Source organism: Ralstonia chuxiongensis (assembly GCF_024158925.1).
Lineage (GTDB): Bacteria > Pseudomonadota > Gammaproteobacteria > Burkholderiales > Burkholderiaceae > Ralstonia > Ralstonia chuxiongensis.
Map to the genome: position 1 here is coordinate 39211 of NZ_JAMYWC010000006.1, position 26636 is coordinate 65846.

At 64.8% G+C, this 26636-nt stretch carries 23 protein-coding genes; 14 read left to right on the forward strand and 9 right to left on the reverse strand.

The annotated features are described in order from the left end of the window. Nucleotide 1: 1 nt before the first annotated feature. Both NKG59_RS19825 and NKG59_RS19830 read right to left on the reverse strand, forming a co-directional pair. Nucleotides 2–538 carry a PadR family transcriptional regulator gene (locus NKG59_RS19825; protein WP_252693867.1) on the reverse strand — a complete coding sequence of 179 codons (537 nt, stop codon included), beginning with the start codon at nucleotides 536–538 and terminating at the stop codon, nucleotides 2–4. Between the two features lie 189 nt (nucleotides 539–727). Further along, the gene (locus NKG59_RS19830; RefSeq protein WP_045205819.1) at nucleotides 728–1648 is read right to left on the reverse strand and encodes a LysR substrate-binding domain-containing protein; all 921 of its coding nucleotides are present in this window, start codon (nucleotides 1646–1648) and stop codon (nucleotides 728–730) included. 131 nt (nucleotides 1649–1779) lie between these two features. Here NKG59_RS19830 and hglS point away from each other — a divergent pair, with 131 nt between their 5' ends. Genes hglS through NKG59_RS19845 form a run of 3 tightly spaced genes read left to right on the forward strand, consistent with a single transcriptional unit; the run spans nucleotide 1780 to nucleotide 5940 of the window. Continuing rightward, the gene (gene hglS, locus NKG59_RS19835) at nucleotides 1780–3189 is read left to right on the forward strand and encodes a 2-oxoadipate dioxygenase/decarboxylase HglS (protein ID WP_253540211.1); all 1410 of its coding nucleotides are present in this window, start codon (nucleotides 1780–1782) and stop codon (nucleotides 3187–3189) included. After that, a complete protein-coding gene (locus NKG59_RS19840) occupies nucleotides 3186–4436 on the forward strand; it encodes an aminotransferase-like domain-containing protein (protein WP_253540213.1) in 1251 nt (416 codons plus the stop codon). Before hglS ends, NKG59_RS19840 begins: the two co-directional genes overlap by 4 nt. A gap of 40 nt (nucleotides 4437–4476) precedes the next feature. Further along, the gene (locus NKG59_RS19845; RefSeq protein ID WP_253540215.1) at nucleotides 4477–5940 is read left to right on the forward strand and encodes an FAD-binding oxidoreductase; all 1464 of its coding nucleotides are present in this window, start codon (nucleotides 4477–4479) and stop codon (nucleotides 5938–5940) included. Here the strand turns inward: NKG59_RS19845 and NKG59_RS19850 are convergent. Next, complete coding sequence (locus NKG59_RS19850) at nucleotides 5905–6747, reverse strand: IclR family transcriptional regulator (RefSeq protein WP_252693873.1); 843 nt, start codon at nucleotides 6745–6747, stop codon at nucleotides 5905–5907. The genes NKG59_RS19845 and NKG59_RS19850 overlap by 36 nt on opposite strands. A gap of 188 nt (nucleotides 6748–6935) precedes the next feature. On the opposite strand from NKG59_RS19850, the gene NKG59_RS19855 reads away from it, so the two are divergent. The 8 genes from NKG59_RS19855 to amaB all read left to right on the forward strand — a co-directional run bounded on the left by NKG59_RS19855 (nucleotide 6936) and on the right by amaB (nucleotide 15246). Then, on the forward strand, nucleotides 6936–8000 hold the full coding sequence (locus NKG59_RS19855; RefSeq protein WP_253540217.1) for an ABC transporter ATP-binding protein: 1065 nt from the start codon (nucleotides 6936–6938) through the stop codon (nucleotides 7998–8000). Further along, nucleotides 7997–8854 (forward strand): ABC transporter permease, encoded by an 858-nt coding sequence (locus tag NKG59_RS19860; RefSeq protein WP_253540228.1) that lies wholly within the window; start codon nucleotides 7997–7999, stop codon nucleotides 8852–8854. Before NKG59_RS19855 ends, NKG59_RS19860 begins: the two co-directional genes overlap by 4 nt. A gap of 10 nt (nucleotides 8855–8864) precedes the next feature. Further along, the gene (locus NKG59_RS19865) at nucleotides 8865–9659 is read left to right on the forward strand and encodes an ABC transporter permease (protein WP_253540231.1); all 795 of its coding nucleotides are present in this window, start codon (nucleotides 8865–8867) and stop codon (nucleotides 9657–9659) included. Between the two features lie 13 nt (nucleotides 9660–9672). Next, the gene (locus tag NKG59_RS19870; RefSeq protein WP_253540244.1) at nucleotides 9673–9999 is read left to right on the forward strand and encodes a (2Fe-2S)-binding protein; all 327 of its coding nucleotides are present in this window, start codon (nucleotides 9673–9675) and stop codon (nucleotides 9997–9999) included. After that, entirely contained in the window at nucleotides 9999–11429 is a 1431-nt protein-coding gene (locus tag NKG59_RS19875) for an FAD/NAD(P)-dependent oxidoreductase (RefSeq protein WP_253540247.1), read from the forward strand. Before NKG59_RS19870 ends, NKG59_RS19875 begins: the two co-directional genes overlap by 1 nt. Next, on the forward strand, nucleotides 11422–12555 hold the full coding sequence (locus NKG59_RS19880) for an NAD(P)/FAD-dependent oxidoreductase (RefSeq protein WP_253540250.1): 1134 nt from the start codon (nucleotides 11422–11424) through the stop codon (nucleotides 12553–12555). Before NKG59_RS19875 ends, NKG59_RS19880 begins: the two co-directional genes overlap by 8 nt. Before the next feature lie 26 nt (nucleotides 12556–12581). Then, nucleotides 12582–13646 (forward strand): ABC transporter substrate-binding protein, encoded by a 1065-nt coding sequence (locus NKG59_RS19885; protein ID WP_253540252.1) that lies wholly within the window; start codon nucleotides 12582–12584, stop codon nucleotides 13644–13646. A 67-nt stretch (nucleotides 13647–13713) separates the two neighbouring features. After that, on the forward strand, nucleotides 13714–15246 hold the full coding sequence (gene amaB, locus NKG59_RS19890) for an L-piperidine-6-carboxylate dehydrogenase (RefSeq protein ID WP_253540254.1): 1533 nt from the start codon (nucleotides 13714–13716) through the stop codon (nucleotides 15244–15246). A 71-nt stretch (nucleotides 15247–15317) separates the two neighbouring features. Here amaB and NKG59_RS19895 read toward each other — a convergent pair whose 3' ends face one another. Beyond that, nucleotides 15318–16583 (reverse strand): serine hydrolase domain-containing protein, encoded by a 1266-nt coding sequence (locus NKG59_RS19895; protein ID WP_253540256.1) that lies wholly within the window; start codon nucleotides 16581–16583, stop codon nucleotides 15318–15320. 182 nt (nucleotides 16584–16765) lie between these two features. On the opposite strand from NKG59_RS19895, the gene NKG59_RS19900 reads away from it, so the two are divergent. Continuing rightward, complete coding sequence (locus NKG59_RS19900; protein ID WP_045205805.1) at nucleotides 16766–17683, forward strand: LysR family transcriptional regulator; 918 nt, start codon at nucleotides 16766–16768, stop codon at nucleotides 17681–17683. 9 nt (nucleotides 17684–17692) lie between these two features. Here the strand turns inward: NKG59_RS19900 and NKG59_RS19905 are convergent, their stop codons facing one another. Together NKG59_RS19905 and NKG59_RS19910 are read right to left on the reverse strand one after the other, a co-directional pair. Beyond that, nucleotides 17693–18601 (reverse strand): alpha/beta fold hydrolase, encoded by a 909-nt coding sequence (locus NKG59_RS19905; RefSeq protein ID WP_253540258.1) that lies wholly within the window; start codon nucleotides 18599–18601, stop codon nucleotides 17693–17695. A 175-nt stretch (nucleotides 18602–18776) separates the two neighbouring features. Beyond that, nucleotides 18777–19847 (reverse strand): NAD(P)H-dependent flavin oxidoreductase, encoded by a 1071-nt coding sequence (locus NKG59_RS19910; protein WP_253540260.1) that lies wholly within the window; start codon nucleotides 19845–19847, stop codon nucleotides 18777–18779. A 148-nt stretch (nucleotides 19848–19995) separates the two neighbouring features. Here NKG59_RS19910 and NKG59_RS19915 point away from each other — a divergent pair, with 148 nt between their 5' ends. After that, the gene (locus tag NKG59_RS19915) at nucleotides 19996–20580 is read left to right on the forward strand and encodes a CGNR zinc finger domain-containing protein (RefSeq protein ID WP_253540262.1); all 585 of its coding nucleotides are present in this window, start codon (nucleotides 19996–19998) and stop codon (nucleotides 20578–20580) included. Nucleotides 20581–20696: 116 nt separating this feature from the next. Next, complete coding sequence (locus NKG59_RS19920; protein WP_253540264.1) at nucleotides 20697–21461, forward strand: SDR family NAD(P)-dependent oxidoreductase; 765 nt, start codon at nucleotides 20697–20699, stop codon at nucleotides 21459–21461. 330 nt (nucleotides 21462–21791) lie between these two features. Here the strand turns inward: NKG59_RS19920 and NKG59_RS19925 are convergent, their stop codons facing one another. The 3 genes from NKG59_RS19925 to NKG59_RS19935 all read right to left on the reverse strand — a co-directional run bounded on the left by NKG59_RS19925 (nucleotide 21792) and on the right by NKG59_RS19935 (nucleotide 26581). Continuing rightward, nucleotides 21792–23228, reverse strand: coding sequence for a M20/M25/M40 family metallo-hydrolase (locus NKG59_RS19925; protein ID WP_253540267.1), 1437 nt, complete (start codon nucleotides 23226–23228; stop codon nucleotides 21792–21794). A gap of 191 nt (nucleotides 23229–23419) precedes the next feature. Beyond that, nucleotides 23420–24967, reverse strand: coding sequence for a methyl-accepting chemotaxis protein (locus NKG59_RS19930; RefSeq protein WP_253540271.1), 1548 nt, complete (start codon nucleotides 24965–24967; stop codon nucleotides 23420–23422). Nucleotides 24968–25174: 207 nt separating this feature from the next. Beyond that, nucleotides 25175–26581, reverse strand: coding sequence for an alkaline phosphatase family protein (locus NKG59_RS19935; protein WP_253540275.1), 1407 nt, complete (start codon nucleotides 26579–26581; stop codon nucleotides 25175–25177). Between the last annotated feature and the right edge of the window lie 55 nt (nucleotides 26582–26636).

Here is a 26636-nt window from a genome sequence, read left to right on the forward strand (position 1 = left end):
TTTAAGCGGTGACTGAGGCTGGCTCCAGCAACGGCAGCACATCGTCTGCCCACGCGAGCCAGCCTTCTTCGTACACGATGCCGCGCTGAAGCACCGCGTGCTGCAACTGCTGCGCACGTGTGAGATCAGACCGCGAAAAATCGCGCTGCTCGATCTCGCGGAAAGTGTTCAGGCGCGTGCGGTGCTGCTCGATCAGGCGCTGCATCTCGTCGGCAAAACCGAGCGGGCCAATCACCGCCTCGGCGCGCAGCTTCACCAGCACTTCCTCACGGTTGTCCGACGACACGGTCGGCTCCAGCACCCAGCGGGCGAGTTCGGCCTGGCCCGGCGGCAGCACGGTGTACGTCTTCTTGCGGCTGTCTTCCTCTTCTTCCACGCTCACCCAGCCGGCTTCGGCCATGCGGCCAAGCTCACGGTAGATCTGCTGATGCGTGGCGCTCCAGAAATAGCCCATCGACTTGTCAAAGCGTCGGGCAAGCTCGTAGCCCGACGAGGGCTTTTCCAGCAGGGATGTCAGCAATGCGTGTTGGATGGACATGGGCGAGAGATAACGTCAGCTTTGTTTTGCGTCGACCGGGTTTTGAGCACCGCTGGCCCGATCCGACAAATTCGATCTGCGAACTTTACAGAACCCCGATGGGCGAGTCATGCACTGCTTCGCCACCGTTGGTTTGGTGCCGAACGCGCGCGTTCTGCTTGCTCTGTGCACTTGCGAAAGCGCGGCGCCTTACCTTGCAGGCTGCGTGATCATGAAATCCTGCGCCGCTTTCACCAGCCATGTCCGCAGCGCTTGCAGCGGCGGGTAGTCAGCGCGACTCATGGGCCAGGCGAGGTAGTAACGCTCCGCGCTCTCCATCTCGGGCACATGCGGCAACGCCTGCACCAGGTCGCCCTGCTGCAGCTCGTGAGTGATCAGAAAACGCGGCAGTAACGCCACGCCCAGGCCCGCAACGGCAGCTTGCGCGGCCGTGGCAAATTGGTCGAACAGCATGCCCTGGGGTTCTGCCCCCGTCACCTGATGGCTGGCCAGCCAACGCGGCCAAGCATCGGGGCGGGAGGCCAGGTGCAACAGCGGCGCACGCAGCAGATCGCGCGGCTGCGCAAAATCGTAGCGGGCCAGCAGCGCCGGGCTGCAAGCAGGCACGACGGTTTCGTTCATCAGCAAGGCCAGTTCCGCTCCCGGCCAATGCGGCGTACCGAAATGGATGGCCGCGTCCACCGCTTCCAGTTGAAAGTCGAACTGCGACAGCCGCGTCGTCAGATTGATGGTGATACCGGGGTGCTCGTCGAAAAACGCCGGCAGGCGCGGTGCCAGCCAACGGGTGCCGAACGTCGGCAGGATGGCCAGATTCAAGCTGCCGCCCTGCGGATTGGCTCGAAACCCGACCGTGGCGCTGGAGATACGCATCAACGCACCGCGAATTTCCTCCGCATACGCCTGACCCGCCGCGCTCAGGCGCACGGTCTGGCGTTCACGCAGGAACAGCTCAGCGCCCAGGCGATCTTCCAGCGCGCGGATCTGGCGGCTGACGGCACTTTGCGTCAGATGCAGTTCAGCGGCGGCGGCCGTGAAGCTCTGGTGGCGCGCAGCAGCCTCGAACGCGCAGAGCAGGGACATCGGCGGTAGAAAGCGGCGGGACAGGAACATGGGCGGGAAGTGTACGGTGCGGAAGTGGCTTAGTCATTCTAGTTTGGAATGACCTAAGGCCGGATTATCGTTTGACCGGCGTTCCTTGGCCAACCTAGCATGGCCTCGTCCCTGCCAAACCCCATTCAGTCATGAGCACCGCGCATCAACCCTCGGCATCGAACTTCATCCACGCCAACGAAATCCGCTCTCGCTTTTCGCGCGCCATGTCCGCCATGTACCGCGAAGAAGTGCCCCAATACGGCACTCTGGTCGAGCTGGTATCCGACATCAACGCTCGCACGCTGGACGCCCAGCCCGCGCTGCGCGCGCAGATGGCGCAGTCGGGCGAACTGGAGCGGCTGGACGTCGAGCGCCACGGCGCCATCCGCGTCGGCACGGCAGCCGAGCTTGCCACGCTGCGCCGGCTGTTTGCCGTCATGGGCATGGAGCCGGTGGGTTACTACGATCTGTCGGTGGCTGGCGTGCCCGTGCATTCGACGGCGTTCCGCCCGGTGGGCGATGCCGCGTTGCTGGCCAATCCGTTTCGCGTGTTCACGTCGCTGCTGCGGCTTGAGCTGATTGCCGACGCCGCACTGCGTGACAAGGCCGCTGCCATCCTGGCGCGCCGCCAGATCTTTACGCCGCGCGTGCTGCAATTGATTGCCCAATGCGAGGCCGACGGCGGCCTGGTCAGCACAGATGCCGACGCCTTTGTGCGCGAGGCGCTGGAGACCTTCCGCTGGCACAGCACCGCCACGGTCGATGCCCAGACGTATCGTGCGCTGCAAGCCGCCCACCGCCTGGTGGCCGACGTGGTGTGCTTCCGCGGCCCCCACATCAACCATCTGACGCCGCGCACGCTCGACATCGACGCCGCGCAGGCCGCCATGCCAACACGTGGCATGGACGCCAAGGACGTGGTGGAAGGTCCGCCGCGCCGCAACTGCCCTATCCTGCTGCGCCAGACCAGCTTCAAGGCGCTGCAGGAGGCTGTGCGCTTTACCGACGATGCCGGCGCCCACACGGCGCGCTTTGGCGAAATCGAGCAGCGCGGCGTGGCCCTGACGCGCAAGGGCCGCACGCTATACGACCAACTGCTGGCCGAGGTGCGCAGCATGGGCAATGCCGGCAGTGCGGCGCCCAACTACGGAAGTCGGCTGGCCCAGGCGTTCCGCGCCTTTCCCGACAGCCATGACGCACTGCGTGCACAAGGGCTGGCGTTCTATCGCTACACCCTCACGCCATCCGGCCAGGCACACGCCGACAGCGCAGCGGCGGCCGATGCGTCATTGGATGAACTTCTGGCCAACGGCTGGGTGCAAGCCGATCCCATCACGTATGAAGATTTCTTGCCGGTCAGCGCGGCGGGCATCTTCCAGTCCAACCTGGGCGGCGAGGAGCAGAAGCAGTATCAAGCCCACGCCGCACAGCAAGCGTTTGAGGCTGCGTTGGGTGCACCCGTACACGACGAAATCGCGTTGTACGAAGCGGCGCAGCAGCGCTCGATCGATCAGGTGCGCGCCGTGCTGCGCGGCACGCCCGTCGTGGACGCCGCATGACCGGCCTGCCCACACCAGCCGCCATGCCGGGCTTTGCCGCCCCGTTTGCGAACCCTGCCGGCTCGCCCATCCGCGAACTGTTTCCGTACCTCAGCCAGCCGGGAATGATCTCGCTGGCGGGCGGGTATCCGTCGCCCAGTCTGTTCGATGCCGAAGGGCTGGCGCACGCCGCCGCCCATGCCATGGCGAGCGATACGCAAACCCTGCAGTACGGCGCCACGGAAGGACTGCCCGTTCTTCGCACGGCGCTCGCAGCGCTGATGGGCGCACGGGGCATCCAGGCCAGCGCCGAGCAGATGATGGTGACCACGGGCTCGCAGCAAGCGTTTGACCTGCTGGTGCGTGCGTTGATCGAGCCGGGGGATACGGTGCTGGTGGAAGTGCCCGCCTACCCTGCCACGCTGCAAGCCTTGCGCCTGGCGCAAGCCCGCATCGTGCCCGTGCCGATGGACGAACACGGCCTGCAAACCGATGCGCTGGCCGACCTGCTGCACCAGTTGCCCGCCACGCAGCGCCCCAAGCTGCTCTACACCGTGCCGAATTTCTCCAACCCGCGCGGCACGCTGCTGTCTGCACAACGGCGCGAAGCCCTCGTGCAGTTGGCCTGCACCCATGGCTTCTGGGTGGTGGAAGACGATCCCTACGGCGAGCTGCGCTTTGATGCACCTGAGGGCCACGCTGTTGCCATGCCCCCGACGCTGCGGGCAGAGGGCGACCGGTTGGCCGGAGGCGGCACGAACCCGGTGGTGTATCTCTCCAGCCTGTCCAAGTCCGTCGCTCCCGCGCTGCGGATCGGCTGGATGCTGGCCGACAGCAGCCTGCTGCGCCGGTGCGCCATCGCCAAACAGACGGTGGATCTGTGCACGTCGCCGCTGGCGCAAATAATGGCGGCCCGCTATCTGGAAAGCGGCCGCTACCCGGCCACGGTGCAGCGCGCCCGCATCGAGTATCAACGGCGCATGCAGGCCCTGGTGCAAGGCATCGCCACGCAGCTGGATGGCCATGTGCAGTGCGCGGCGCCGGCAGGCGGCATGTTTGTCTGGGCGACGTTCGCGCAGTCGATCGACCCGCAAGCACTCTTTGATGCCGCGGTGTCGCAGCAGGTGCTCTATGTGCCGGGCAAGGCGTTCTACCCGGACAACGCGCAACTCAACACCATGCGCTTGTCGTTTGCCGCGCCCGAGGTGCCGCAAATCGAGCAGGCCGTGCAGCGGCTGGCCACGGCGGTAACGCTGGCCATGCGGTGACAGCTCCCCTTCAGACAAGACAACCTTCATCGCCATTGCCATGACACCCGACAATCTGATTCCGGCCTTGCGAGACATCGTGGGGCCTGCCCATGTTCTGACCGGCGATGACTGCGCCGAATACGAATCCGATTGGCGCCAACGCGTGCGCGGCAAGGCGCTGTGCGTGGTGCGGCCGGGCAGCACGGCGGAAGTGGCCGCGGTCGTGCGCGCGTGCTCGCAAGCGGGTGCGTCCATCGTGCCGCAGGGTGGCAACACGGGCCTGGTGGAAGGTTCGGTGCCCGATGCCAGCGGCAAGCAGATCATCGTGAGCCTGCGCCGTATGCAGACCGTGCGGGCAATCGACACCGCCAACATGACGATGACGGTGGACGCCGGTTGCGTACTCCAATCGCTGCAGGACGTGGCAAGCGAGGCGGGCATGCTGCTCCCGTTGAGCCTGGGCGCGGAGGGCAGTTGCACGATCGGCGGCAACCTGGCGACCAACGCGGGCGGCACGCAAGTGCTGCGCTATGGCAATGCGCGCGAGCTGTGCCTGGGGCTGGAAGTTGTTCTGGCCGACGGGCAAATCTGGGAGAGCCTGCAAGGCCTGCGCAAGGACAACACCGGCTATGACCTGCGCAATCTGTTCATCGGCAGCGAAGGAACGCTGGGCATCATCACGGCGGCCACGCTGCGCCTGTATCCGCAACCGGCCGCGCAGTTGACGGCATGGGCAGCCCTGCCTTCGCTGCAAGCAGCCACGGCGTTGCTGGCCTTGTCGCACCGGCATCTGTCTGCCGCGCTCACAGGCTTTGAGGTCATGAGCCAGGAGGGGCTGAAGCTGGTCGACACGCACTATCCGCATCTGCGCGTGCCGATGTGGCGCGAAACGATGTGGTGCGTCTTGCTGGAAGCCTCCGACAGCGAATCGGAGGCGCACGCCCGGGCACAGTTTGAACACCTGCTGGAAACCGCGATGGAAGACGGCATCGTGACCGACGCGATCATCGCCGAGAACATCCGGCAGGCGCACGATCTCTGGCACATCCGCGAGAGCATCACGCTGGCCCAGGCGGCCGAAGGGCCCAACATCAAACACGATGTCTCGGTGCCGATCTCGCGCATCCCCGACTTTGTGGCGCAGACCGATGCGCAACTTCAGGCCCTGGCGCCGGGCCTGCGGCTCATCAACTTCGGGCACCTGGGCGACGGAAACCTGCACTACAACGTGCAGCCTCCGGCGGGGGCGGATGCCGCGGCCTTCGTTGCCGCGCATGAGGCTGCGATTGGCGATGCGGTATATCAGTCCGTCCACCGATTTGGCGGTTCGATCTCAGCCGAGCATGGCATCGGCTCGCTCAAGCGCGATCACCTTCCGCACTACAAGGCGCCGGTGGCGCTGCAATTGATGCAGACCATCAAGCAGGCGCTCGACCCGCAACGTCTGCTGAACCCGGGTCGCGTGCTCGCAGATCGCCCGGTCAGATCAGATGGCGCGATAGGTGTCGCTCACGGCCATTGATTGCATGGGCCGGCGCAGCGTCGGATCAAACGGATTGATCTGCGTGGTCAGCCGATTGGCCTCGCGCAGCAGCATGTCGTAGACGATGGGCAGGCGCTCGGCGCTCAGGCGGTTGGCAAGCGTCCCCACGGAAAGCGCGGCGACGACGTTGCCGTTGCGATCGAACACCGGCACGGCAATGCCGGCCATGCCTTCAAGCAGCCCGTCCGTCTTGGCGCTGTAGCCGAGTTCGCGCGCCTTCCTGACCTCGGAGCGCAGATAGACCTCGTCGTACACGCTGTAGTGCCGGATGCGCGGCAGGTTGTAGCGCAGCACCTCCTCCTGCTCGGCATCTGGCAGGTGCGCCAGGATCACCAGCGCGCCCTGGCCCACACCGAGTTCAATCCGGCCGCCCACATCACCCGTGAAGGTGCGAATCGGATATTGGCCTTCCACGCGATCCAGGCACACCGCATCAAAGCCCGAGCGCACCAGCAGCAGGACCGTGTCGCCCAGGCTGGCGTTCAGCCGCAGCAAGGCTGGCCGCGCGACCGAGCGCAAGTCGTTTACCGCGCCGGCCTGGGCCGCCAGGCAGAACAGGTCCAGGCTCAGCCGGTACAGCTTGTTCTGCTGATCCTGCTCGACCATGCCTTCTTGCGTCAGCCCCTGCAGCAGGCGGTGCGTGGTGGCGGGCGTCATTCCCAGGGTCTTTGCCAGGTAGGTGACGCGCACACCTTGGTGCTGCTGCTCCGCCATGGTGCGCAGGATCTGGAAGGTGCGGTGCATGGCGCTGCGCTGATGCGCATCGTCTTCGGAATCTACAGACATAAAGCTGGAATGGACTGAATTCGGTTGATCGATTGTATTCCGTTCAGTGGAATAAATATGAGAAATATTCCAACTACAGCGTATACACCTAGGCTGGAACGATGTTTTGGCACAGGTGTTGCAATAGCATAGCCATATTGTTCAAACAGAAGCGTCTGGCGACGCCCCCAAGTCGCAAAGGATGACCGATGAGTTTTCTGCGCCTCAACCATGTCTCCAAGCAGTACGGCGACCTGCGGGTCGTTCAGGACTTCAACCTGAACGTGCACAAGGGCGAGTTCGTCTCGCTGCTGGGCCCGTCGGGCTGCGGCAAGACCACGACCCTGCAGATGATTGCGGGCTTCGCGGAGGTGACCGAAGGCTCGATCGAGCTGGACGGCAAGGACATCACCCGTGCCAAGGCCAACGCGCGCGGCCTGGGGATCGTGTTCCAGACCTACGCGCTGTTTCCGCACATGACTGTGCGCGAGAACGTGGAATTCGGGCTGGAGATGCGCAAGTGCCCCGCAGCAGAGCGCCGCGAGCGCGCCATGCAGACGCTGGCGCTCGTGCATCTGGACAAGCACGTTGATCGCTACCCGCGCGAACTCTCGGGCGGCCAGCGCCAGCGCGTGGCCCTGGCGCGGGCGCTGGTCATCAAGCCGCCAGTGCTGCTGCTGGACGAGCCGCTGTCGAACCTGGACGCCAAGCTGCGCGAAGAGATGCAGTTCGAGCTGCGCGAGATCCAGCGCAAGGTCGGCACGACCACCATCATGGTCACCCACGATCAGGCCGAAGCCATGTCGATCAGCGATCGCGTGGTCGTCATGGAAGCGGGCCGCATCACCCAAGTGGATACGCCGCTGGCGGTGTATGAGCATCCGCGCAATGCGTTCATCTCCACCTTTGTCGGCAAGGCCAATCTGCTGCATGCCGCGGTGGTGTCGGGCGCCGATGGCGAACTTCGTGCATCGGTCGGTTCCGTGCAACTGGCGCTGCCGCCGGGCACGCCGGCGGGCAGCAAGGTCGTGCTGGCGCTGCGCCCCGAAAAGATGACGTGCACCGCCAACGGCACCGGCCGCTGCGAAGGCCGCGTGACCGAACGCTTCTTCCTCGGCAACCAGTGGATGTACACCGTCGACACGCCGCTCGGCGCAATGCTGGTATCCGCCGTCAACGATGGCGATGCCCCGCGCGAAGTGGGCCAGACCGTCGGCGTGGATTGGCAGGACCGCTATGTCCGCGTGATTGGTACCGAGGGGAACGCAGCATGAGCCGCAGACCGACCTGGGTGCCATGGAGCATGACCGGCCCGGCGCTGGCGCTCTTTGCCGTAATGCTGTTCGTGCCGCTCGCGCTGAGCGTGATCCTGTCGTTCAACGCGTTTGATGCCGACAAGGGCCCGATTGCGGGCACCTTCACGTTCGTGCACTACCTGCACGTGGTGCAAGACCCGTACTACTACGAGATCTTCTGGCGCACGCTGCGCGTCTCGGCACTTGTGACGCTGGTGTGCATCCTGATCGGCGCGCCCGAAGCCTACATCCTGAGCCGGATGCGCAAACCCTGGCGCTCGATTTTTCTGCTCGTCATTCTGGCGCCGCTGCTGATCTCGGTCGTGGTGCGCGCATTCGGCTGGAGCATGCTGCTCGGGCCCGAAGGCCTGATCAACGCCGCGTTCAAGGCCGTTGGCATCGGCTCGGTCAAGCTGCTGTACAACGAGACGGCCGTCGTGATTGCGCTGGTGCACGTGATGCTGCCGTTCATGGTGATCCCAGTGTGGACCTCGCTGCAAAAGCTCGACCCTTGGGTGGAAAACGCCGCGCTGTCATTGTCCGCATCGCACTTCACCACCCTGCGCCGCGTGGTGCTGCCACAGGTCATGCCGGGCATTCTGTCGGGCAGCCTGATCGTGTTCGGCCTGGCGGCCAGCTCATTCGCCATTCCGGGGCTGCTGGGCGGGCGCCGCGTGAAGATGGTCGCCACGCTCATCTACGACGAATACCTGAACGAACTGAATTGGCCGCTGGGTGCAGCCATCGCGTTGATTCTGCTGGCGGCCAACCTCGTCATCATGCTGGGCTGGAACCGCATGATCGAAGGCCGTTACAAGAAGACGCTGGGCTGAAGGAGCGCACATGCAAAAGAACGGACCGCTCGCGCTCATCTTCAACGCGCTCGTCATCACCTTCATGCTGGCACCGCTGGTGATCGTCTGTATCGTCGCCTTCACGCCTGAAGAAACGCTCACGCTGCCGACCCATCATTTCTCGCTGCGCTGGTTCGATCAGGTGCTGCATCACCCAGACTTCGTGCAATCGTTCTGGAACAGCCTGTGGCTGGGCCTGGCGGCGGCCACGCTGTCGACCGCGCTGGCAGTGCCGGCCGCCATGGCCATCGTCCGCTACCGCGCGCCGGGGCTGCAGTATCTGCAAGGCGTGTTTCTGTCGCCGCTGATCATTCCTCACCTGGTGCTGGGCGTGGCGCTGCTGCGCATGTTTTCGCTGGTGGGCGGGCAAGGCAGCTTCGGCTGGCTGATCTTCGCGCACGCGCTGATCGTCACGCCGTACACCATGCGGCTGGTGATGGCCGCGCTGGTGGGCTTCGACCACTCGGTCGAGCACGCGGCCTATTCGCTGGGTGCGAGCAGCTTCACGGTGTTCCGTCGCATGACGCTGCCGATGATCCTGCCGGGCATCACGGGCGGGTGGCTGCTGGCCTTCATCAACAGCTTTGATGAACTGACCATGTCGATCTTCGTGGTGTCGCCCGCCACCGTCACGCTTCCGGTGCGCATGTACATGTACGCCACGGAATCGCTCGACCCGATGATGGCCGCCGTCTCGGCGCTGATCGTCTTCCTCACGCTCGCGCTGATGCTGCTGCTGGACAAGGTCTACGGCCTGGACCGCATTCTGATCGGCAAGCATTGAGACACAGATCACGATGAACGCTCCTGCAAATCCATCTGCCCGCGCGCAGCTCCAGCGCCTCAAAGAGCGCAATCGCCCCGCAGTGGCTTTTGTGCTGGATGGCCAGCCCGCCGAAGCGCTTGCCGGCGACACCGTCCTGACAGCCGTGCTCACGCAAACACGCCAGTTGCGCATCAATGAATTCAGCCACCAGCCGCGCGCAGGCTTCTGCCTGATGGGCGCATGCCAGGACTGCTGGGTGCGCCTGGCCGATGGCAAATCGCTGCGCGCCTGCCAGACCATGATCGAACCCGGCATGCACATCTGCACGCAACCCGCCGGCAGCGAGGGAGCCGCGTGATGACGCAACCCGCCCCCACGCTGCAGCGCCAGTCGCAGGAGGATCTGCCGCCCGTCATCATCGGTGCCGGGCCGGCAGGTGTGCGCGCGGCGCAGACGCTGCTGGCACACGGCCTCAAGCCCATCGTGCTGGATGAAGCCCCGCGCGCCGGCGGTCAGATCTATCGCCGCCAGCCGGATGGCTTTGCCCGGAGCGCCGCCGATCTGTACGGCACCGAAGCCGCGCGTGCGCAGGCCGTACATGCCGCCTTTGACCGGCTCCAGCCACAGATCGATTACCACCCGCAGACCCTGGTGTGGAATGCCCAGCCCGATCTGCTCGACCTGCTGCATGTGCCGACGCGCGCAGTCAGCAGCCTGCCCTGGCGCGATGTGATCGTTGCTACCGGCGCCACAGACCGTGTGCTGCCGATCCCGGGTTGGACACTGCCGGGCGTCTATACGCTGGGCGGCGCGCAAGTCGCGCTCAAATACCAGGGCTGCGCGATTGGCGATGCCGTTGTGTTTGCAGGCACCGGCCCGCTGCTGTATCTGGTGGCCTGCCAGTACGCCAAGGCCGGCGCAAACGTCGTGGCGGTGCTCGACACAGCCCCGGCCACCGCGCGCTACAAAGCAGCACCGGCCATGCTGGGCCAGCCTGCCGTCATGGCCAAGGGCATGGCGCTGGTGGGCTGGCTCAAGCTGCACGGCATCCCCATGCATCACGGTGTGCGTTTGCTGCGCGCGGAGGGCGATGCGGCATTGGAGCAACTCGTCTGGCAAGACAGCGCCGGCCGCGAACAACGCACGGCTTGCTCCGCTGTCGGCATGGGCTACGCACTGCGGCCCGAAACACAGCTTGCCGATCTGCTGGGCTGCGCGTTCGAGTTTTCTGCGCTGCACCGCTGCCATGTGCCGCGCATTGATGCGATGCGGCGCAGCTCCGTCGCGGGCATCTATCTGGCGGGCGATGGCGCGGGCATCATGGGCGCCGATGCAGCCGAATACTCGGGCGAATTGGCCGCGCTCGCTCTGTTGCAGGATCGGCAAATCACCGTCGATGCTGATCGCTCGGCCGCGCTGCGCCAGCGCCTGCAGAAGATCGAGCGGTTCCGCCACGCGCTGGAAGTTGCCTTCCCCTTTCCCGATGACTGGGCCGCGCACGCCAGCGACGATCTGGTGGTGTGCCGCTGCGAAAACGTCACAGCGGGCACCCTGCGCCAGACAGCGGCCGAATGCGGCGTGCATGAACTGAACCGCCTGAAGGCGCTGTGCCGGGTCGGCATGGGCCGCTGCCAGGGCCGGATGTGCGGCGCGTCGGCAGCAGAAATCCTGGCGCACGCGCAGTCCGTTCCGCTGGCACAGGTGGGGCGACTGCGCGGGCAGGCACCGATCAAGCCGCTGCCGCTGGATGTGACCGAGGTCATCGAACAGGAGGGCCACCATGCGTGAGCAGCTTGCATGCGACGTGGCCATCATCGGCGGCGGCATCATGGGCAGTGCCACCGCGCTGTTCCTGCGGCGGCGCGGGCTGGCCGTCACCTTGCTCGAGCGTGACCTCTGTGGATCGCGCTCCAGCGGCGTCAACTTTGGCGGTGTGCGCCGCCAAGGGCGCTCCATCGAGCAATTGCCGCTGGCCCAGCGTTCGCACCAGATCTGGGGGCGTCTGACCGAGCTGATCGGCACCGAGGCCGAGTACGAGCGCAGCGGACACTTCAAGATCGCCCGTAGCGTGGCCGACATGGAATCGCTGGCGAGCTACGCAGCACGCAGCGAGGGCTTTGGCCTCGGGCTGCAGCTCATCGAAGGCCGGGCTGCGCTGCAAAAGTACTTTCCGATGGGCGGCGATCAGGTCGTAGGCGGCTCGCTCTGCCCAGAAGACGGACAGGCCAACCCGCGCCTGCTGTCGCCCGCATTTGCACGCGCGGCGCAGGCGGCAGGCGCCGATGTGCGCGAGCACGCGCCGGTGCAATCGGTCGAGCACGATGGCGCGCGCTTCGTCGTCCATGCACGGCAGCATGACCGCGATCTGGAAGTCAAAGCCTCCGCGCTCGTCAACTGCGCCGGGGCCTGGGCAGCCCAGTTTGCAGCGCAATGGGGCGAGCCCGTGCCCATGTTCACCATCCCGCCCACCATGGGCGTGACCGAGCCGCTGCCGTTTTTCCTACCGTGGAGCCTGGGCGTGGAAGGCGGCGGCATCTACTGCCGCCAGGTGCGGCGCGGCAATGTGGTGTTCGGTGGCGGGCGCGGCTACGTATTGGACGACGAGCGCGCGCGCTCGTCGCACGTGGCGATCCTGCGCCAGCTGCCGCAGTTGGCTGCCCTGCTGCCGCAACTTACGGGCGCCCACATCATCCGCACGTGGAGCGGCACGGAGGGCAACCTGCCTGACGACCAGCCCGTGATTGGGCCAAGCGCCCGTCGCCCCGGCCTGTTCCACGCCTTTGGCTTTGCCGGCGCCGGCTTTCAGCTCGGGCCCGGCGTGGGCGATGTCATGGCCGAGCTGATTGCCGAAGGCCGCACCACCACGCCAATCGAACCCTTTTCCATCCAACGCTTTCTGCCACCCGCAGCTTGATGCACTTGATGCCCCAGGAGACCACCATGCTTGTGAAACACGCGAAAACATCGTTCACGTCCATCATTGCAGCGGCTGCCGGAACCGCGCTGCTCGCCGCCGGCGCCGCCCACGCCGACACCAAGACGCTGTACATCGGCATGAACGGCGGCAACATGGAACGCACCTACACGCAGTTCGTGTTCCCGCCGTTCGAGAAGGCCAACAACGTCAAGGTCGTCGTCGTGCCCGGCACCTCGACCGACATCCTCGCCAAGGCCCAGGCGACCAAAGGCAAGGCGCAGATGCACGTGATGACGCTGGACGACGGCGTCATGTTCCGCGCCATCGGCATGGGGCTGTGCGAAAAGCTCAAGCCTTCGGCAAACCTGTCGGCCGTGCCCGCCATTGCCCACCTCAAGGGGGACTACGCGGTGGGCCTGTCGATGGGGCTGACGGGCCTGGCCTACAGCACCAAGATCTTTGCCGACAAGGGCTGGACGCCGCCCGCCTCGTGGGGCGATCTGGCTGACCCGAAATACAAGGGCAAGGTGGTCGTGCAATCCATGCCGGCTTCGTCGTTCGGGCTGGATGCCTTCCTGATGTTCAACCGGCTCAAGGGCGGCACGGAAAAGAACGTCGACCCGGCCTTCAAGGCATGGCCCACCACCATCGGCCCGAACGTGGTCGAGTACATCCCGAACTCGTCGAAGGTGGTGGAGATGATGCAGGCCGGCGATGCCGCGCTGTTCCCCTACACGCTCACGCAGGTAGAACTGATGAAGTCCAAGGGCATCCCCATGGAATTCGTCGCGCCCAAGGAAGGCGCCGTCGTTCTGCTGACAGCGCAGTGCGTGCTGGCCAACAACCCGGATGCCGACTTGGCGCAGAAGCTGGCGGACTACCTTATCAGCCCCGAGGCCCAGGCGCTCGCCATGGAAAACGGCTCCTACAATCCAGTCAACCCCAAGGCGCCGCTCAAGGGCAAGGCGGCGGACGAGCAGAACAAGATGAACAACATCCTGAAGACGGCTGTTGCGCTGGACTGGGATGTGATCAACGCCGAGCGCCCGGAGTGGAGCAAGCGCTGGAACCGCACCGTCGAGCGTTGAGCGTTACACGTCTGCGCACCGCAACAATTTTTTGATTGAACACGAGAGAACAGCAAGGATTCGCGCCATGTCAGATTCACGAACACGATTGCAGACCGTACTGAAGGCCCTTGGCCTGGACCTGAAGGCCTACGAAGGGTCGGATTGGACGAGCCGCGCCCCGCGCGATGGCACGGTACTGGCGACCGTGAAATCGCATACCGCCAGCGAGGCCGAGGCTACCATCCAAGGCGCGCATCAGGCGTATCTGGCGTGGCGTACCGTGCCGGCACCCGTGCGTGGAGAACTGGTGCGCCGCCTGGGCGAGGTCCTGCGCACGCACAAGGCAGCGCTTGGCGAACTGGTGTCGCTGGAGGCAGGCAAGATCACATCCGAGGGCCTGGGCGAAGTGCAGGAGATGATCGACATCTGCGACTTTGCCGTCGGTCTGTCGCGGCAACTGCATGGCCTGACCATCGCCAGCGAGCGCCCTGGGCACCGGATGATGGAAACCTGGCATCCGATGGGCGTGGTGGGCATCATCTCGGCGTTCAACTTTCCGGTGGCGGTGTGGTCGTGGAACGCTGCGCTGGCCCTGGTGTGCGGCAACGCCATCGTGTGGAAGCCGTCGGAAAAAACGCCGCTCACCGCTATTGCTTGTCAGCACCTGATGCAGCAGGTTGTCGACGCGTTCAATGCGGAAAAGCCGGGCGCGATTCCTGCCGGGCTGAGCCAACTGCTGATCGGCGGACGCGATGTGGGCGAAGCGCTCGTGGCCAGCCACCTTGTGCCGGTCGTCAGCGCCACGGGCTCGACGCGCATGGGCCGCCAGGTGGGCGTGAAAGTGGCGGAACGCTTCGGCCGCTCGATCCTGGAGCTGGGCGGCAACAACGCAATGATCGTCACGCCTTCGGCGGATCTAGAGCTGGCGGCACGCGCCATCACCTTTGCCGCCGTTGGCACCGCGGGCCAACGCTGTACGTCGTTGCGACGCCTGATCGTGCACCGCTCGGTGGCCGACACGCTGCTCGCCCGTCTGGAAAAGATCTACCAGAGCATTGCGATTGGTGACCCGCTGGCCGATGGCACGCTGGTCGGCCCGTTGATCGACCAGGCTGCCTTCGACGGCATGCAACAGGCACTGGCGCAAGCCCGAGCTGAAGGCGGCGAAGTATTGGGCGGCGAGCGCGTGCGCGAAGACCTGGGCACCGACGCCTGGTACGTGCGCCCCGCGCTGGTCAAGATGCCGAAGCCGACGAAGGTGATGGAAAGCGAGACCTTCGCGCCGATCCTCTATGTCGTGACGTATGACGGCGACACCGAGCAGGCCATCGCTATCCAGAACGGCGTGCCGCAAGGCCTGTCGTCCGCCATCTTCACGGCAAACCTGAACGATGCGGAGCGCTTCATGTCGTCGGCGGGCAGCGACTGCGGCATCGCCAACGTCAACATCGGCACGTCGGGCGCCGAGATCGGCGGCGCATTCGGCGGCGAGAAGGAAACCGGCGGCGGCCGGGAATCCGGCTCGGACGCATGGAAGGGTTACATGCGCCGCGCCACCAACACCGTCAACTACAGCGGTGCGCTGCCGCTGGCACAAGGCGTCCGGTTCGACGTTTGATCGGCGCTTGGTCGACGTGATGCTCAGGCGGCGGCGCAAAATGCTCCGCCGCCCTGATGGTCAACACGCGCTCAACGCCCCGCGCCACCCACATCCGTGATCGCGCTATAGACAAGCGTGCGCAATTGCCGGCGCACGGGGTAAGCAGACGACGGCAGGACCTGCGTCAGGAACAGGCCGATGAGGTCTTCCTGCGGGTCCACCCAGAAGAAGGTGCCGGCCGCGCCGCCCCAGAAGAAATCACCCGTGCTGCCGGGAATCAACGTGGCCGCCTGCGAGATCGTGGTCGCAAAGCCCAGCCCGAATCCAACACCGTCATACGCTGCCTCGCTGAACATCGAAGGCGACGACAGGCTCGACATGTCGCGCCCGCCCGGCAGATGGTTGGCGGTCATCAGCGCCAGCGTTTTGGGCCCCAGCAGGCGCACGCCATCCAACTCGCCGCCCTGCAGCAGCATGCGTGAGAAGCGCAGGTAATCCGCCGCGGTGGAAACCAAACCACCGCCACCGGAAATGAAGCTGGGCGGTTTCAGGTACGGGCTGGCGCGCGGATCGTCCTGCAAGACCGGCCCACGATCGGACACCGCCTTCGAACCCATCGCCCCCACGGCGTAGCACGCACAGAAGCGCGAGGCCTTCTCTTCCGGCACATGAAACGCCGTATCGACCATGCCCAGCGGGTCGAAAATCCGCTCCTTCAGGAACGTCTCAAACGGGATGCCGCTGATCTTGCCGACCAGGTAGCCGAGCACATCGGTGGAGACGGAGTAGTTCCACGCCTCGCCCGGAGAGAACTCCAGCGGCACGCCGGCCAGCTTTTCGATCATCTCGTCGAGCGTGCCATCGGTGGCGATATCGCCCAGCTTCAGCCGGCGGTACGCCGCGTCGACATTCGTGTTCTGGTGAAAGCCATAAGTCAGGCCGGAGGTGTGGCGCAGCAGGTCGACCATGCGCATGGGACGCGCGACCGGGCGCGACTGGAAGCCCTCCATAAAGCCGCCGGCGTGCACGCCCAGGTTCGCCCATGCGGGGATGAACTTGCTGACTGGATCGTCCAGCGCGACCTTGCATTCCTCCACCAGCATCATGAACGCCACCGACGTGATGGGCTTGGTCATCGAGTAGATGCGGAAGATCGAATCTTCAGCCAGTGGCACCTGGCGCTCGCGGTCGGCCAGGCCCAGCACGGAGTTCAAGGCCAGTTCGCCGCGCCGCCATACTTGGACGAGCGCGCCGGGCAGCTTGCCCGTCGCAATGTAAGCGTCATCGATGAAGCGCTCGACCCGTGCGAGCCGATCGCGGGACATCCCCTGCGTTTGCGTGCCTTGCCTGTCCATGCCGTCTCCTTACATTGATGCCCGCGCCGGGCGCAGGCTTGCCAGACTCCGATCCGGTCTGCGCGGTATTCCGACGCGCGCAGACCCGCCCAGCGACACTGTACAGCGCTGATCCATTGCCCGCGAGAATGCTCGGCCCGCGCCTATGCTTCAATGCGGTTCGACCGCAACCCCGTACCGACATGAAGCGCTTCGACGACCTGTATCTCTTCACGCGCGTGGTGGAAGCCGGTGGCTTTTCCGCCGCCGAGCGCGCCACGGGCATCCCCAAGTCACGTCTGAGCCGGCGCATTGCAGAGCTGGAGGTGCAGCTCGGCACGCGGCTGCTGCAACGCTCAAGCCATCGCGTATCAGTCACGCCCGTGGGCGAAGCGGTGTACCGGCATGCGCGCGACATGGCTGATGCGTCGGCGGCCATTGAAGCGCTGGCCGGCGCAGCACGTAGCGAACCGGCCGGCGTGCTGCGCGTCGGCACGTCGCCTTTGCTGGCGGAAACGCTGGTCGCCGGCTGGCTGGCCGAATTTGCCGATGCGCATCCGAAGCTGCGCATCGAGCTGGACTTGTCCAACACTTACGTCGACCTGATCGAGCAGCGCATTGACGTGGCGATCCGCGCGGCCACGGGGCCACTGCCCTCACGCGATGTAGTGGCGCGGCATCTGGTGGTCTCGCCGCGCGTGCTGGTGGCCAGCCCAACGTTGATTGCCCGTGTGGGGGAGCCCGACACGCCCGCCGCGCTGGAAGATTTCCCGTGCCTGGGGCAAGGCTCGCTCGCCCGCAGCCGCGATTGGATATTGCAGGATGCGCGCGGCCATCGGCTGGCGCTGCCGATTCGCCCACGCTTTGCCAGCGACAACATCATCGCCCTGCGCGAAGCCGCCATCGCGGGGCTTGGCCTGGCCATCCTGCCGCAGCATTGCTGCCATGCCGCGCTTAACAGTGGCCACCTGCGCACGGTGTTGCCGGGCTGGACACCCGAGCCGGCCGACCTGCACGCACTCTATCCATCGCGTGCAGGCGTGCCGCCGTCGGTGAAGGCGCTGGTGGCGTTCCTGCGCGAGCGCTTTGCCGCGGAAGCCACCATGCAACCGTTGACATGAACCCGCGCGTTACTTCACCACGCGGCCAAGGAAGTCGAGCATGTGGGCACCAATTTCCGCATGGTGCGTCTCCAGCGCAAAGTGGCCGCTATCGACAAAGTGGATCTCCGCATCGGGCAGGTCGCGCTTGAAGGCCTCCGCGCCGGGCGGAATGAAGATGGTGTCATTGCGTCCCCACACCGCCAGCAGCGGCGGGCGATGCGCGCGAAAGTACGCATGCAGCGCCGGATACAGCGCCACGTTGCTCGCGTAATCCAGGAACAGATCCATCTGGATGTCGAGCTGGCCCGGGCGGCTCAGAAAATACTGATCGAGCAGGTAGCCATCCGGTGCCACGCGCGTCGGGTCCGGCACGCCATTCAGGTATTGCCACTGGGTCATCTCATCTGAAACGATCGCATGCAACTCACGGCGATGCGCTTCGTCCGGGTTATCCCAATACGCCTTGACTGGCGCCCACGGCCCGTCGCCCAGGCCTTCCTCATAGCCGTTGCCGTTTTGCGTGACGATGGCGCTGATGCGCTCCGGATGCGCCATCGCCAGACGCCAGCCGACCGGCGCGCCGTAGTCGAACACGTAGATTGCGTAACGCGACAGGCCGACCGCTTGCGTAAAGCCGTCGACCACGCGTGCCAGGTTGTCGAACGTGTAACGGAAGCCGCTCGGCACCTGCGTCAAGCCAAAGCCGGGAAAGTCCGGCGCCACCACGTGATAGCGCTCCGCCAACTGGGGGATGAGGTTGCGGAACATATGCGACGCGCTGGGAAAACCGTGCAGCAACAGCACGGTCGGCGCATCGGCTGGGCCAGCCTCCCGATAGAACACGCGCACACCTTCGACATCCACCGTGCGGTGGCGCACAGCGCTGAGGGCATACGCATCGACGGCCAGATCAGCGGTTCGGGCAGGGGCGTTCATGGCAAGGCTCCGGGATGGGTTTCGGGGAAACATTAGCTAAACCATCGTAACCTCTATAATTACAATTTACAAGTTACATGAAATTTTCCCATCGTTCGCATACCGATTTGTGATGTCAAATAAAACGGGCACGCCGTCTGGCGTGCCCGCGCGGGAAACGATGCAGCAGGAAAACTCAGGTGAGCCGCTCGAGCGCCTGGGCGGCAATGCGCCGCGTGATGGCTTCAGCCGAGTCTTCCGTGGCCAACTGGCCGGCCTGGCCCGACCACAGATTGATGAAATCACCTGAGCCGGTCGGCTCCGTCTTGGCGCGCAGCGGCGCCAATGCACCGCCGGCCGTGGGGAAGGCCGGGGCAAACGCACTCATCGGGCCAATCTCACGCATCAGCCGGTTGACGATGCCACGCGCCGGGCGGCCGGTGAACAGGTTGGTGAGCGCGGTGTCGGCATCCGTTGCCTGCTTGAGCGCCGCGCGATGAATGGCCGATGTCTTGGCCTCCGGCGACAACATATAGGCCGTGCCGATCTGCACCGCCGATGCCCCCAGCGCCAACGCCGCCACCACACCGCGCGCATCGCCAATGCCACCCGCCGCAATGATCGGCACCTTCACCGCATCCGCCACCTGCGGCACCAGCGCAAAGGTGCCGACCTGCGATTCGATCGTCTTGGCGAGGAACATGCCGCGATGGCCGCCCGCCTCGTTGCCCATCGCGATGATGGCGTCTACGCCGCGCGCTTCCAGCCAGCGCGCCTCTTCCACCGTGGTGGCGGCGGAGATGACCTTCGCCCCCGTGGCCTTCACGCGGGCCTGCAATTCCGGCGAAGGCAGGCCGAAGTGGAAACTCACCACCTCCGGCTTCAGTTCCTCCACCAGCGCGCAGGTCGCTTCATCGAACGGCGCACGGTTGACGGCCGGCGCTTGCGCGTTCAAGTCGATACCAAACTCCGCGTAGTACGGTGCCAGATGGGCGCGCCATTTGGCATCGCGCTCGGGATCTGACTGTGGCGGCGTGTGGCAGAAGAAGTTCAGGTTGATGGGCCCACGCACGGCCGCCCGGAACTGCTCGACTTGCTGGCGAATCTGCTCGACGCTGAGCATCGCGCACGGCAGCGAACCGAGGCCACCGCCGCGCGCCACGGCAATCGCCAGTTCCGCGCCAGCCACGCCGGCCATCGGCCCCAGCACGATGGGCACTTCGATATTGAACAACTCCAGCACGCGTGCGTCAGGCCATGCGCTCATGATCATCTCCGGCAAGAAACTTGGACGACACATGGTAATGCGGCGAGCTTTTCACCGGATTGGGCCGTTGAAACGTGCATGCAACAAGTAACTGGAATAGCACGTTAAATTGGTTACAATTTCCTCACCCTCTTTCTCGTAGACCGCCATGTCCTCACCTGCCGCCGCCCCCGCCGATGTGCCGCTGCTGATCGCCGACGATCCGGTGCTGGACATGCTCAACACCGTGGCCAACGTCAATGGCCAGCCCCACGATTTCTGGCAAAACGACGTCGATGTCTCCGATTGGCTGGTGCGCGCGGGCTGGCTCGCTGAGCCGGTGGCAGGCCGCTACCCGCCTGGCGTGCTGCTGGCTGTGGCGCGACACCTGCGCGAAGTGATTCGCACCTTGGTGGAAGCACGCAAGGCGGGCCGTGCAGCCAGCGCCGACGCGCTCAACGTGTTTCTGCGGCAGGCGCCCAGCCATCCGGTGTTGATATGGGGAAACGGCACCCCGAATGTCGAACGCCTGCGCCCGAACGATTCGGTTGAGCAGTGTCTCGCACCGCTGGCCGAAGCCGCCGCGCACCTGCTGGCAGAAGGCGATTTCCAGCTCGTGCGCGTGTGCGAACACCCTGAATGCACGCTGTGGTTTTACGACCGCACCAAATCGCACAAGCGCCGCTGGTGCAGCATGGCCGTCTGCGGCAACCGCCACAAAGTGGCCGAATATCGCAAGCGCCAGCAGGGCTGATCGCAGCGTCGCTCGTTCCAACGCTGGAACGCCGCGTCGCGGCCAGACGGGCTGCGCATCAGATGGCTGGTTCGTAATCTGTTCTCCCGAAACATTCACCGCGTCAGGAGAACAGCATGTCTCAAACTCAATCCACCCCCGCACAACGCCTCGCAGGTCGCGCGGCTATCGTCACGGGAGGCTCTCGCGGCATTGGCGCGGCCGTTGCGCGTCGACTGGCCGCCGACGGCGCACGCGTGGCCGTGGTCTATCGCAGCAACGCCGCAGAAGCCGACGCCGTGGTCAACGCCATCCGCAGCACCGGCGCACAGGCCATCGCCGTACAAGCCGACGTAAGCGACGCACCCTCCGTCGATGCCATGGTGAGCACCGTGCGCGAGGCCTTCGGCGCCATCGACATCCTCGTCAACAACGCAGGCATCCTGGAAAACCGACCGGTGGGCAGCATCGACCTCGCATCGTTCGACGCGCAGTTCCGCACCAATGCGTTCTCGACGATTCTCGTCACGCAAGCCGTGCTGCCACACGTGCCGGCGCGCGGCGGGCATATCGTGAACGTGTCGTCGAGCCTGGTGTACCGGCCCCGCGCAGGGCTGGCGGTGTATGCGGCAAGCAAGGCCGCCGTCAGCGCCCTCACCCACGCGTTTGCGGTGGAACTGGGCGCGCGCAACATCACCGTCAACGCCGTGGCACCCGCGCTCACGCGCACCGACATGACCGCCCCGATTCCCGATGAGGTGAAAGCACGCATGCGCGAATCGACCCCGATGGGCCGCCTGGCCGAACCAGACGACATCGCCGACGCCATCGCCTTCCTGGCCTCCGACGACGCCCGCTGGATCACCGGCCGCACGCTAATGACCGACGGCGGATTCATCTAACAACCCGCCTCTCCCACGGGCGCTGGGCCAAAACGCCAACCCAGGTACACAGAGGGTGTGGCCGTACCCTGCCCTAGATGGCGCCTTGGATTTTTGTCGCGGGGAGGAAAAAGAGGGGAGGCTGTCTGAGCGCAGCGAGTTTGCCTCCCCTCCCTCCCCGTGACACAAATCCAAGGGGAAGTCGCCATCTCGGGCGCGCCTTTCTTTGCTTACCTTTCTTTGGCAAGACAAAGAAAGTAAGTCGGCCCCGCCAGGGGCCGAAACCCAACAAAAAAAACCAGCACAAACAAGCCGCGCCCGATGAAAAACACGAGCGCAGCGCCCAACAATTTACTCAGCCAACCGCTTCACAAGCCGATAAAGAAACTCCCGCCCGTCATACAACCGCGCAATCTCGATACGCTCATCCAGACCATGCGTGCGCAAGTCAGCCGGCTCGGTAAACAGCCCCGACACGCCATACATCGGAATGCCCGCGTTGCGCATGAACCGGCTGTCGGTTGCGCCCGTACTCATCGCCGGAATCACCGGCACATTCCACATCTGCTGCGTCAGCGCCTCCACCGTCTTCACCAGGTCGCCATTGAGCGGCGACGCGGGGCTTGCGAGCGGCTTGTTGACGTAGCGCACGCTGATCTTCTCGTTGCCGATCACCTGCTTCAACTGACGATCGACATCGGCCGGATCATCGTGCGGCAGGATGCGGCAATTGACGGTGGCCTTCGCCGATTGCGGCAGCGCATTCTCGGCATGGCCGGCATTGACCATCGTGGCCACGCAGGTGGTGCGCAACTGCGCGTTGTAGAACGGAATGGCCGAAAGCCGATCGATCGCAGCCTGGTCCGGCTTGCCGGTGCCGACCGAACGCATGTCGTCCGCCAGTTGCCCCGTGGCCAGCGGCGCGCTGCGTGCGAAGTACGTCTGCGTCACGTCGGCCAGCTTGACGGGAAACTGATACGCGCCCAACCGATCCAGCGCGGCTGACAACGCATAGATCGGGTTCGTCTTCGTCGGCACCGAGCTGTGGCCGCCCACGTCACGCACTTCCAGCTCGTACGTCGTGTACATCTTCTCAGCCACCTGAATGCGGTGCAGCACCGGCTTGCCGTTGCGCAGCTCGCCGCCACCGCCTTCGTTGATACCGAACTCGGCCTTCACCAGCTCGGGCTTGTTGTTGACGATCCAGTACGCGCCGTTGGTCGGCACATCGCCGCGTTCCTCGTCTGTGGTCAACGCCAGGATGATGTCGCGCGATGGCTTGAAGCCTTCCTGCTTAAGCTGCCCCAGCACCGACACGAAGGCCGAAGCCATCGCCTTGTCGTCAATCGCGCCACGCGCGGTGAAATAGCCGTCCGTCTCTTGCAGCTTGAAGGGGTCGGTCTTCCAGTCTTCGCGCTTGGCTTCCACCACGTCAATGTGGGCAAGCAGCAGCATCGGCTTCTTGGCGCCGCTGCCCTTGAAGCGCAGCACCAGGTTGCCCTTCTTCGGGAACGGCTCAAGCACCTGCATGTCGGCAGCGGTAAAACCTGCATCGCGCAGGCGCTTTTCCATCGCATGCGCGGCCTTGGTGGTGTCACCCGCCGAATGCGTCGTGTTGATCTCCACCAGCTCTTTGTAGATGTCGTGATAGCGCTGCTGCTCGGGCGTGAGCGTGGTGGGCGCGGGCTTGCTGGCGGGGATGGTCTGAGCGAAAGCGCCGGCGCTGCATGCCAACACAGCTGCAGACACCAAGGCGCGAACGGGAACACGACGACACTGGAAACGCATGACACCTCCGAATAATCGTTATGTGAACCGGCTCATGGCGCGTAGCGAACGGCTCGGGGGGCGTAGCAAAACCATGAGCGGTTTCTGAGTGCACCGCATAAAACAAAGCGGGGCCGACCAGAAGGCCGACCCCGCAGTGTAGCGCCACGGCAGCCATTTCGCTGCCCGGGCAACCGATCAGAAGGCGTGCTTTACATCGCCACGCGGAAGACTGCCACAGCGCGGCGCAGCTCGTCCGCCTGTTCTTCCAGCGCCTGCGCAGCGGCAGCGGCTTCCTCCACCAGCGCGGCGTTCTGCTGCGTTACGTCATCCATCTGTGTGACGGCTTCGTTGATCTGCTCGATGCCGGTGCTCTGCTCAGCCGAGCCCGCGCTGATCTCGCCCATGATGTCGGTCACGCGCTTCACGGCCACGACGATCTCTTCCATCGTCTTGCCGGCACGTGCCACCAGCGTCGAGCCCGATTCCACACGCGTGGCGGAATCTTCGATCAACGATTTGATCTCCTTGGCGGCAGCCGCGCTGCGCTGTGCCAGCGTGCGCACTTCACCGGCCACCACGGCAAAGCCGCGGCCCTGTTCGCCTGCACGCGCGGCTTCCACTGCAGCGTTGAGCGCCAGGATGTTGGTCTGGAACGCAATGCCTTCGATCACGGCGATGATGTCGGTGATCTTGCGCGACGATTCGCTGATCTCGCCCATGGTGGTCACCACGTCCTGCACCACGGCGCCGCCCTGCACAGCAATCTCGGAGGCGCTGACCGCCAGCGTGCTCGCCTGACGCGCGTTGTCGGCGTTCTGCTTCACGATGCTCGTGAGCTCTTCCATGCTTGATGCGGTTTCTTCGAGCGAGCTGGCCTGTTCTTCGGTGCGCTGCGACAGATTGGTGTTGCCCGCTGCGATCTGCTGCGTGGCGGAGGCGATCGACTCGCTGCCGCGACGCACCGTCACCACGGTCTCCTTCAGCTTGGCTTGCATCTGTTGCAGGCCTTCCATCAGCAGGCCCATCTCGTCACGCGAGTGGATGCGGACGTCGGTGGTCAGGTTGCCGCCCGAGATCTCATGGAAGTGCACCAGCATCTCTGCGAGCGGGCGCGAGATCGCGCGCGACAGCACCAGGTAGCAGGCGGCAGCCAGCGCGATGCCCACGGCGATCACAATGATGAACGCCCACACCAGGCCGTCGAAGAACGACTGCGCCTTACCGTAGGACGAAGCGGCCACCTCAGCTTGAATAGCGCTCAGCCGATCGGCCTTGATGGCGTACGGGACGAACAGTTCGTACAGCTTGTCGAGCACCAGCGGGCGCGCGGTAGCGTAGTCGTGGCGGTCGAACGCCGCCAGAGTCGGCTTCAGACCATCGCTGAAGAACGCATCGCGCAGGCGCTTGGCCTCGCCAGCGGTCTGCTCTTCCTCGGGCGTAGCAAACGGCAGGGCGCTGTAGGCATTCCAACCGTCGTCGCTGGCCTTGACCTGTTCGCGGGCGGCCTTCACCAAGTCGGCGATCTTCGCGTCGTCCGTTTCATAGACGGCCCGATCCAACGCCGTACGGACTTGCACCAGCCTCGAAATGGCCTGACCCAGCGCACGTGTGGATGCGAGCTGATTCGAATAGGTTTCCTTTAGCGCGTTGTTGGAACGCATGTTGCCGTACAACCCCAGCGCGCCGACGCCCGCCAGAAATACAGCCAAAACAAACAGGACCAGCGCCAGCCGGGCCTTGATGGCGAGCGTCTTCATATCTGCCGTGGATTTTGCTAAGAACAAAACGTCGCGACCCCAGACGGGGCGCCGAATTTAGCGAAACTAACGACAGGTACTCAGCGTTCTTTAATCAATATGTCCGGGTTTGCACTGAATATACGGCGCGTACCGCACTTAGTTAAACGCGCTTCACACGCTGCGCGTCCATGCGTTCAACGGGTGAAACATTCGCTGCTTTCACGCTCATTGCCCGGCGTGCGGCAAATCCATCGACGCCAGCACATCCTTGATGTGCTGCGCGGCCTGCTGGGCATTCTGCGCGGCGGGCACGGGCGGCTGTTGATCGGTCGACAGATTGCGCACGTGGTCATCAATGCTGATGCCGGTGCCAAGTGGCGCGAGCATCGCCGCCGATTCGTGCATGGCCCATTGGAAGTCATTGAGCGGCGCGTTGCGGGCTGCCTGCAAACCGGCGGGGTTCGCTGCCATGGCGCGGGCGGCGACTGGGTCGCGGTTGTCATCGGGCGCGCTCAATTCCAGCACCTGACCCAGGTTGGGCGCACTGGCATCGCGGGCGGTGAGCGGCGTCTGGATGTTGTAGCGCATGCGCAGCGTCTTGATGATCGCGGTGTGGTCGTACGGCTGCGCCACGGTCGAGCGAAAGATGGTGCCTTTGGGAATCCACGGTGACACCACCACCGCCGGCACGCGCACGCCCAGCCGGTCGAACGCGAAAAGCTGCCCGGGTTGCGGCGGGCTGGGCGGCACCACGGCGGGCGGCGGCACGTGGTCGAAACAGCCACCGTGCTCGTCGAAGGTGATGACGAGCATGGTCTGATGCCACTGCGGCGAACTGCGCAGCGCGTTGTACACCTGCGCGACGAGTGCATCGCCGTAGCCGACGTCGTGCGGCGGATGCATATCGTTGGGCCAATCCAGATCGGCAAAGTAGCGGGGCTCGATAAAGCTGTACGAGGGCAGCTTGCCGCTGGACGCATCGTCGAGAAAATCATCAAACAGGTGGAAGTGGTCCAGATGCAGCCACAGCCGCGTGAGCGTGAGCGACTGCGCGAAGTCGTGGTAATAGACTGCCCAATCGTCGGGCGCCGCGCCGTCGAGCACATTGAACAGCGTCGGCATGAGATACGGAAAGTGCACCGGCGAGTTGTTCGGATAACCGTGCGCGGAACCGGTGTGCACAAAGAACCGGTTGGGCCACGTCTGGCACGGCGCCGAGGCAAACCACGCATCGCACACGGCATAGTTACGCGCCAGCGTGCTGAGTGCAGGCACCTGGTCCGACGTGAAGAAATGCATGATGTCGCGCGGGTCGCCACCGTTCTTGGCGTAGTTGGTGGTGAAACCCTGCATGGTCGGTGTTTGGCCGAGCGGCATCTGCTGACCGAAGAGCTGCTGGTTGATGTCGGTGAACAGCTCGCCCGGGTCGGGATTGGGCAGCGTCATCACGTTGGGCGGCGCGGGCGTCGTCCACACGCGGATCGGCTGACCGCCGCCGTCGGGATTGGTCTCTTCGCCCGACAGGCCGTCGAACTCCGCGCTCTTTGCATACAGCGTGCCGAACAGGTTGTCGAATGACCGGTTCTCCAACATCAGCACAACTACGTGCTCGATTGCATCCAGGCCTGGCATGGTGGCCCCCTCGTTTCGTTTTCGTTGCTTCGTCTTGCGGGCCCGCGCGGGGCGG

Excerpts from the sequence above, each read along its gene's own strand:
- NKG59_RS19825 (WP_252693867.1), bottom strand. The coding sequence starts at position 538 with ATGTCCATCCAACACGCATTGCTGACATCCCTGCTGGAAAAGCCCTCG.
- NKG59_RS19830 (WP_045205819.1), bottom strand. The coding sequence starts at position 1,648 with ATGTTCCTGTCCCGCCGCTTTCTACCGCCGATGTCCCTGCTCTGCGCG.
- hglS (WP_253540211.1), top strand. The coding sequence starts at position 1,780 with ATGAGCACCGCGCATCAACCCTCGGCATCGAACTTCATCCACGCCAAC.
- NKG59_RS19840 (WP_253540213.1), top strand. The coding sequence starts at position 3,186 with ATGACCGGCCTGCCCACACCAGCCGCCATGCCGGGCTTTGCCGCCCCG.
- NKG59_RS19845 (WP_253540215.1), top strand. The coding sequence starts at position 4,477 with ATGACACCCGACAATCTGATTCCGGCCTTGCGAGACATCGTGGGGCCT.
- NKG59_RS19850 (WP_252693873.1), bottom strand. The coding sequence starts at position 6,747 with ATGTCTGTAGATTCCGAAGACGATGCGCATCAGCGCAGCGCCATGCAC.
- NKG59_RS19855 (WP_253540217.1), top strand. The coding sequence starts at position 6,936 with ATGAGTTTTCTGCGCCTCAACCATGTCTCCAAGCAGTACGGCGACCTG.
- NKG59_RS19860 (WP_253540228.1), top strand. The coding sequence starts at position 7,997 with ATGAGCCGCAGACCGACCTGGGTGCCATGGAGCATGACCGGCCCGGCG.
- NKG59_RS19865 (WP_253540231.1), top strand. The coding sequence starts at position 8,865 with ATGCAAAAGAACGGACCGCTCGCGCTCATCTTCAACGCGCTCGTCATC.
- NKG59_RS19870 (WP_253540244.1), top strand. The coding sequence starts at position 9,673 with ATGAACGCTCCTGCAAATCCATCTGCCCGCGCGCAGCTCCAGCGCCTC.
- NKG59_RS19875 (WP_253540247.1), top strand. The coding sequence starts at position 9,999 with ATGACGCAACCCGCCCCCACGCTGCAGCGCCAGTCGCAGGAGGATCTG.
- NKG59_RS19880 (WP_253540250.1), top strand. The coding sequence starts at position 11,422 with ATGCGTGAGCAGCTTGCATGCGACGTGGCCATCATCGGCGGCGGCATC.
- NKG59_RS19885 (WP_253540252.1), top strand. The coding sequence starts at position 12,582 with ATGCTTGTGAAACACGCGAAAACATCGTTCACGTCCATCATTGCAGCG.
- amaB (WP_253540254.1), top strand. The coding sequence starts at position 13,714 with ATGTCAGATTCACGAACACGATTGCAGACCGTACTGAAGGCCCTTGGC.
- NKG59_RS19895 (WP_253540256.1), bottom strand. The coding sequence starts at position 16,583 with ATGGACAGGCAAGGCACGCAAACGCAGGGGATGTCCCGCGATCGGCTC.
- NKG59_RS19900 (WP_045205805.1), top strand. The coding sequence starts at position 16,766 with ATGAAGCGCTTCGACGACCTGTATCTCTTCACGCGCGTGGTGGAAGCC.
- NKG59_RS19905 (WP_253540258.1), bottom strand. The coding sequence starts at position 18,601 with ATGAACGCCCCTGCCCGAACCGCTGATCTGGCCGTCGATGCGTATGCC.
- NKG59_RS19910 (WP_253540260.1), bottom strand. The coding sequence starts at position 19,847 with ATGAGCGCATGGCCTGACGCACGCGTGCTGGAGTTGTTCAATATCGAA.
- NKG59_RS19915 (WP_253540262.1), top strand. The coding sequence starts at position 19,996 with ATGTCCTCACCTGCCGCCGCCCCCGCCGATGTGCCGCTGCTGATCGCC.
- NKG59_RS19920 (WP_253540264.1), top strand. The coding sequence starts at position 20,697 with ATGTCTCAAACTCAATCCACCCCCGCACAACGCCTCGCAGGTCGCGCG.
- NKG59_RS19925 (WP_253540267.1), bottom strand. The coding sequence starts at position 23,228 with ATGCGTTTCCAGTGTCGTCGTGTTCCCGTTCGCGCCTTGGTGTCTGCA.
- NKG59_RS19930 (WP_253540271.1), bottom strand. The coding sequence starts at position 24,967 with ATGAAGACGCTCGCCATCAAGGCCCGGCTGGCGCTGGTCCTGTTTGTT.
- NKG59_RS19935 (WP_253540275.1), bottom strand. The coding sequence starts at position 26,581 with ATGCCAGGCCTGGATGCAATCGAGCACGTAGTTGTGCTGATGTTGGAG.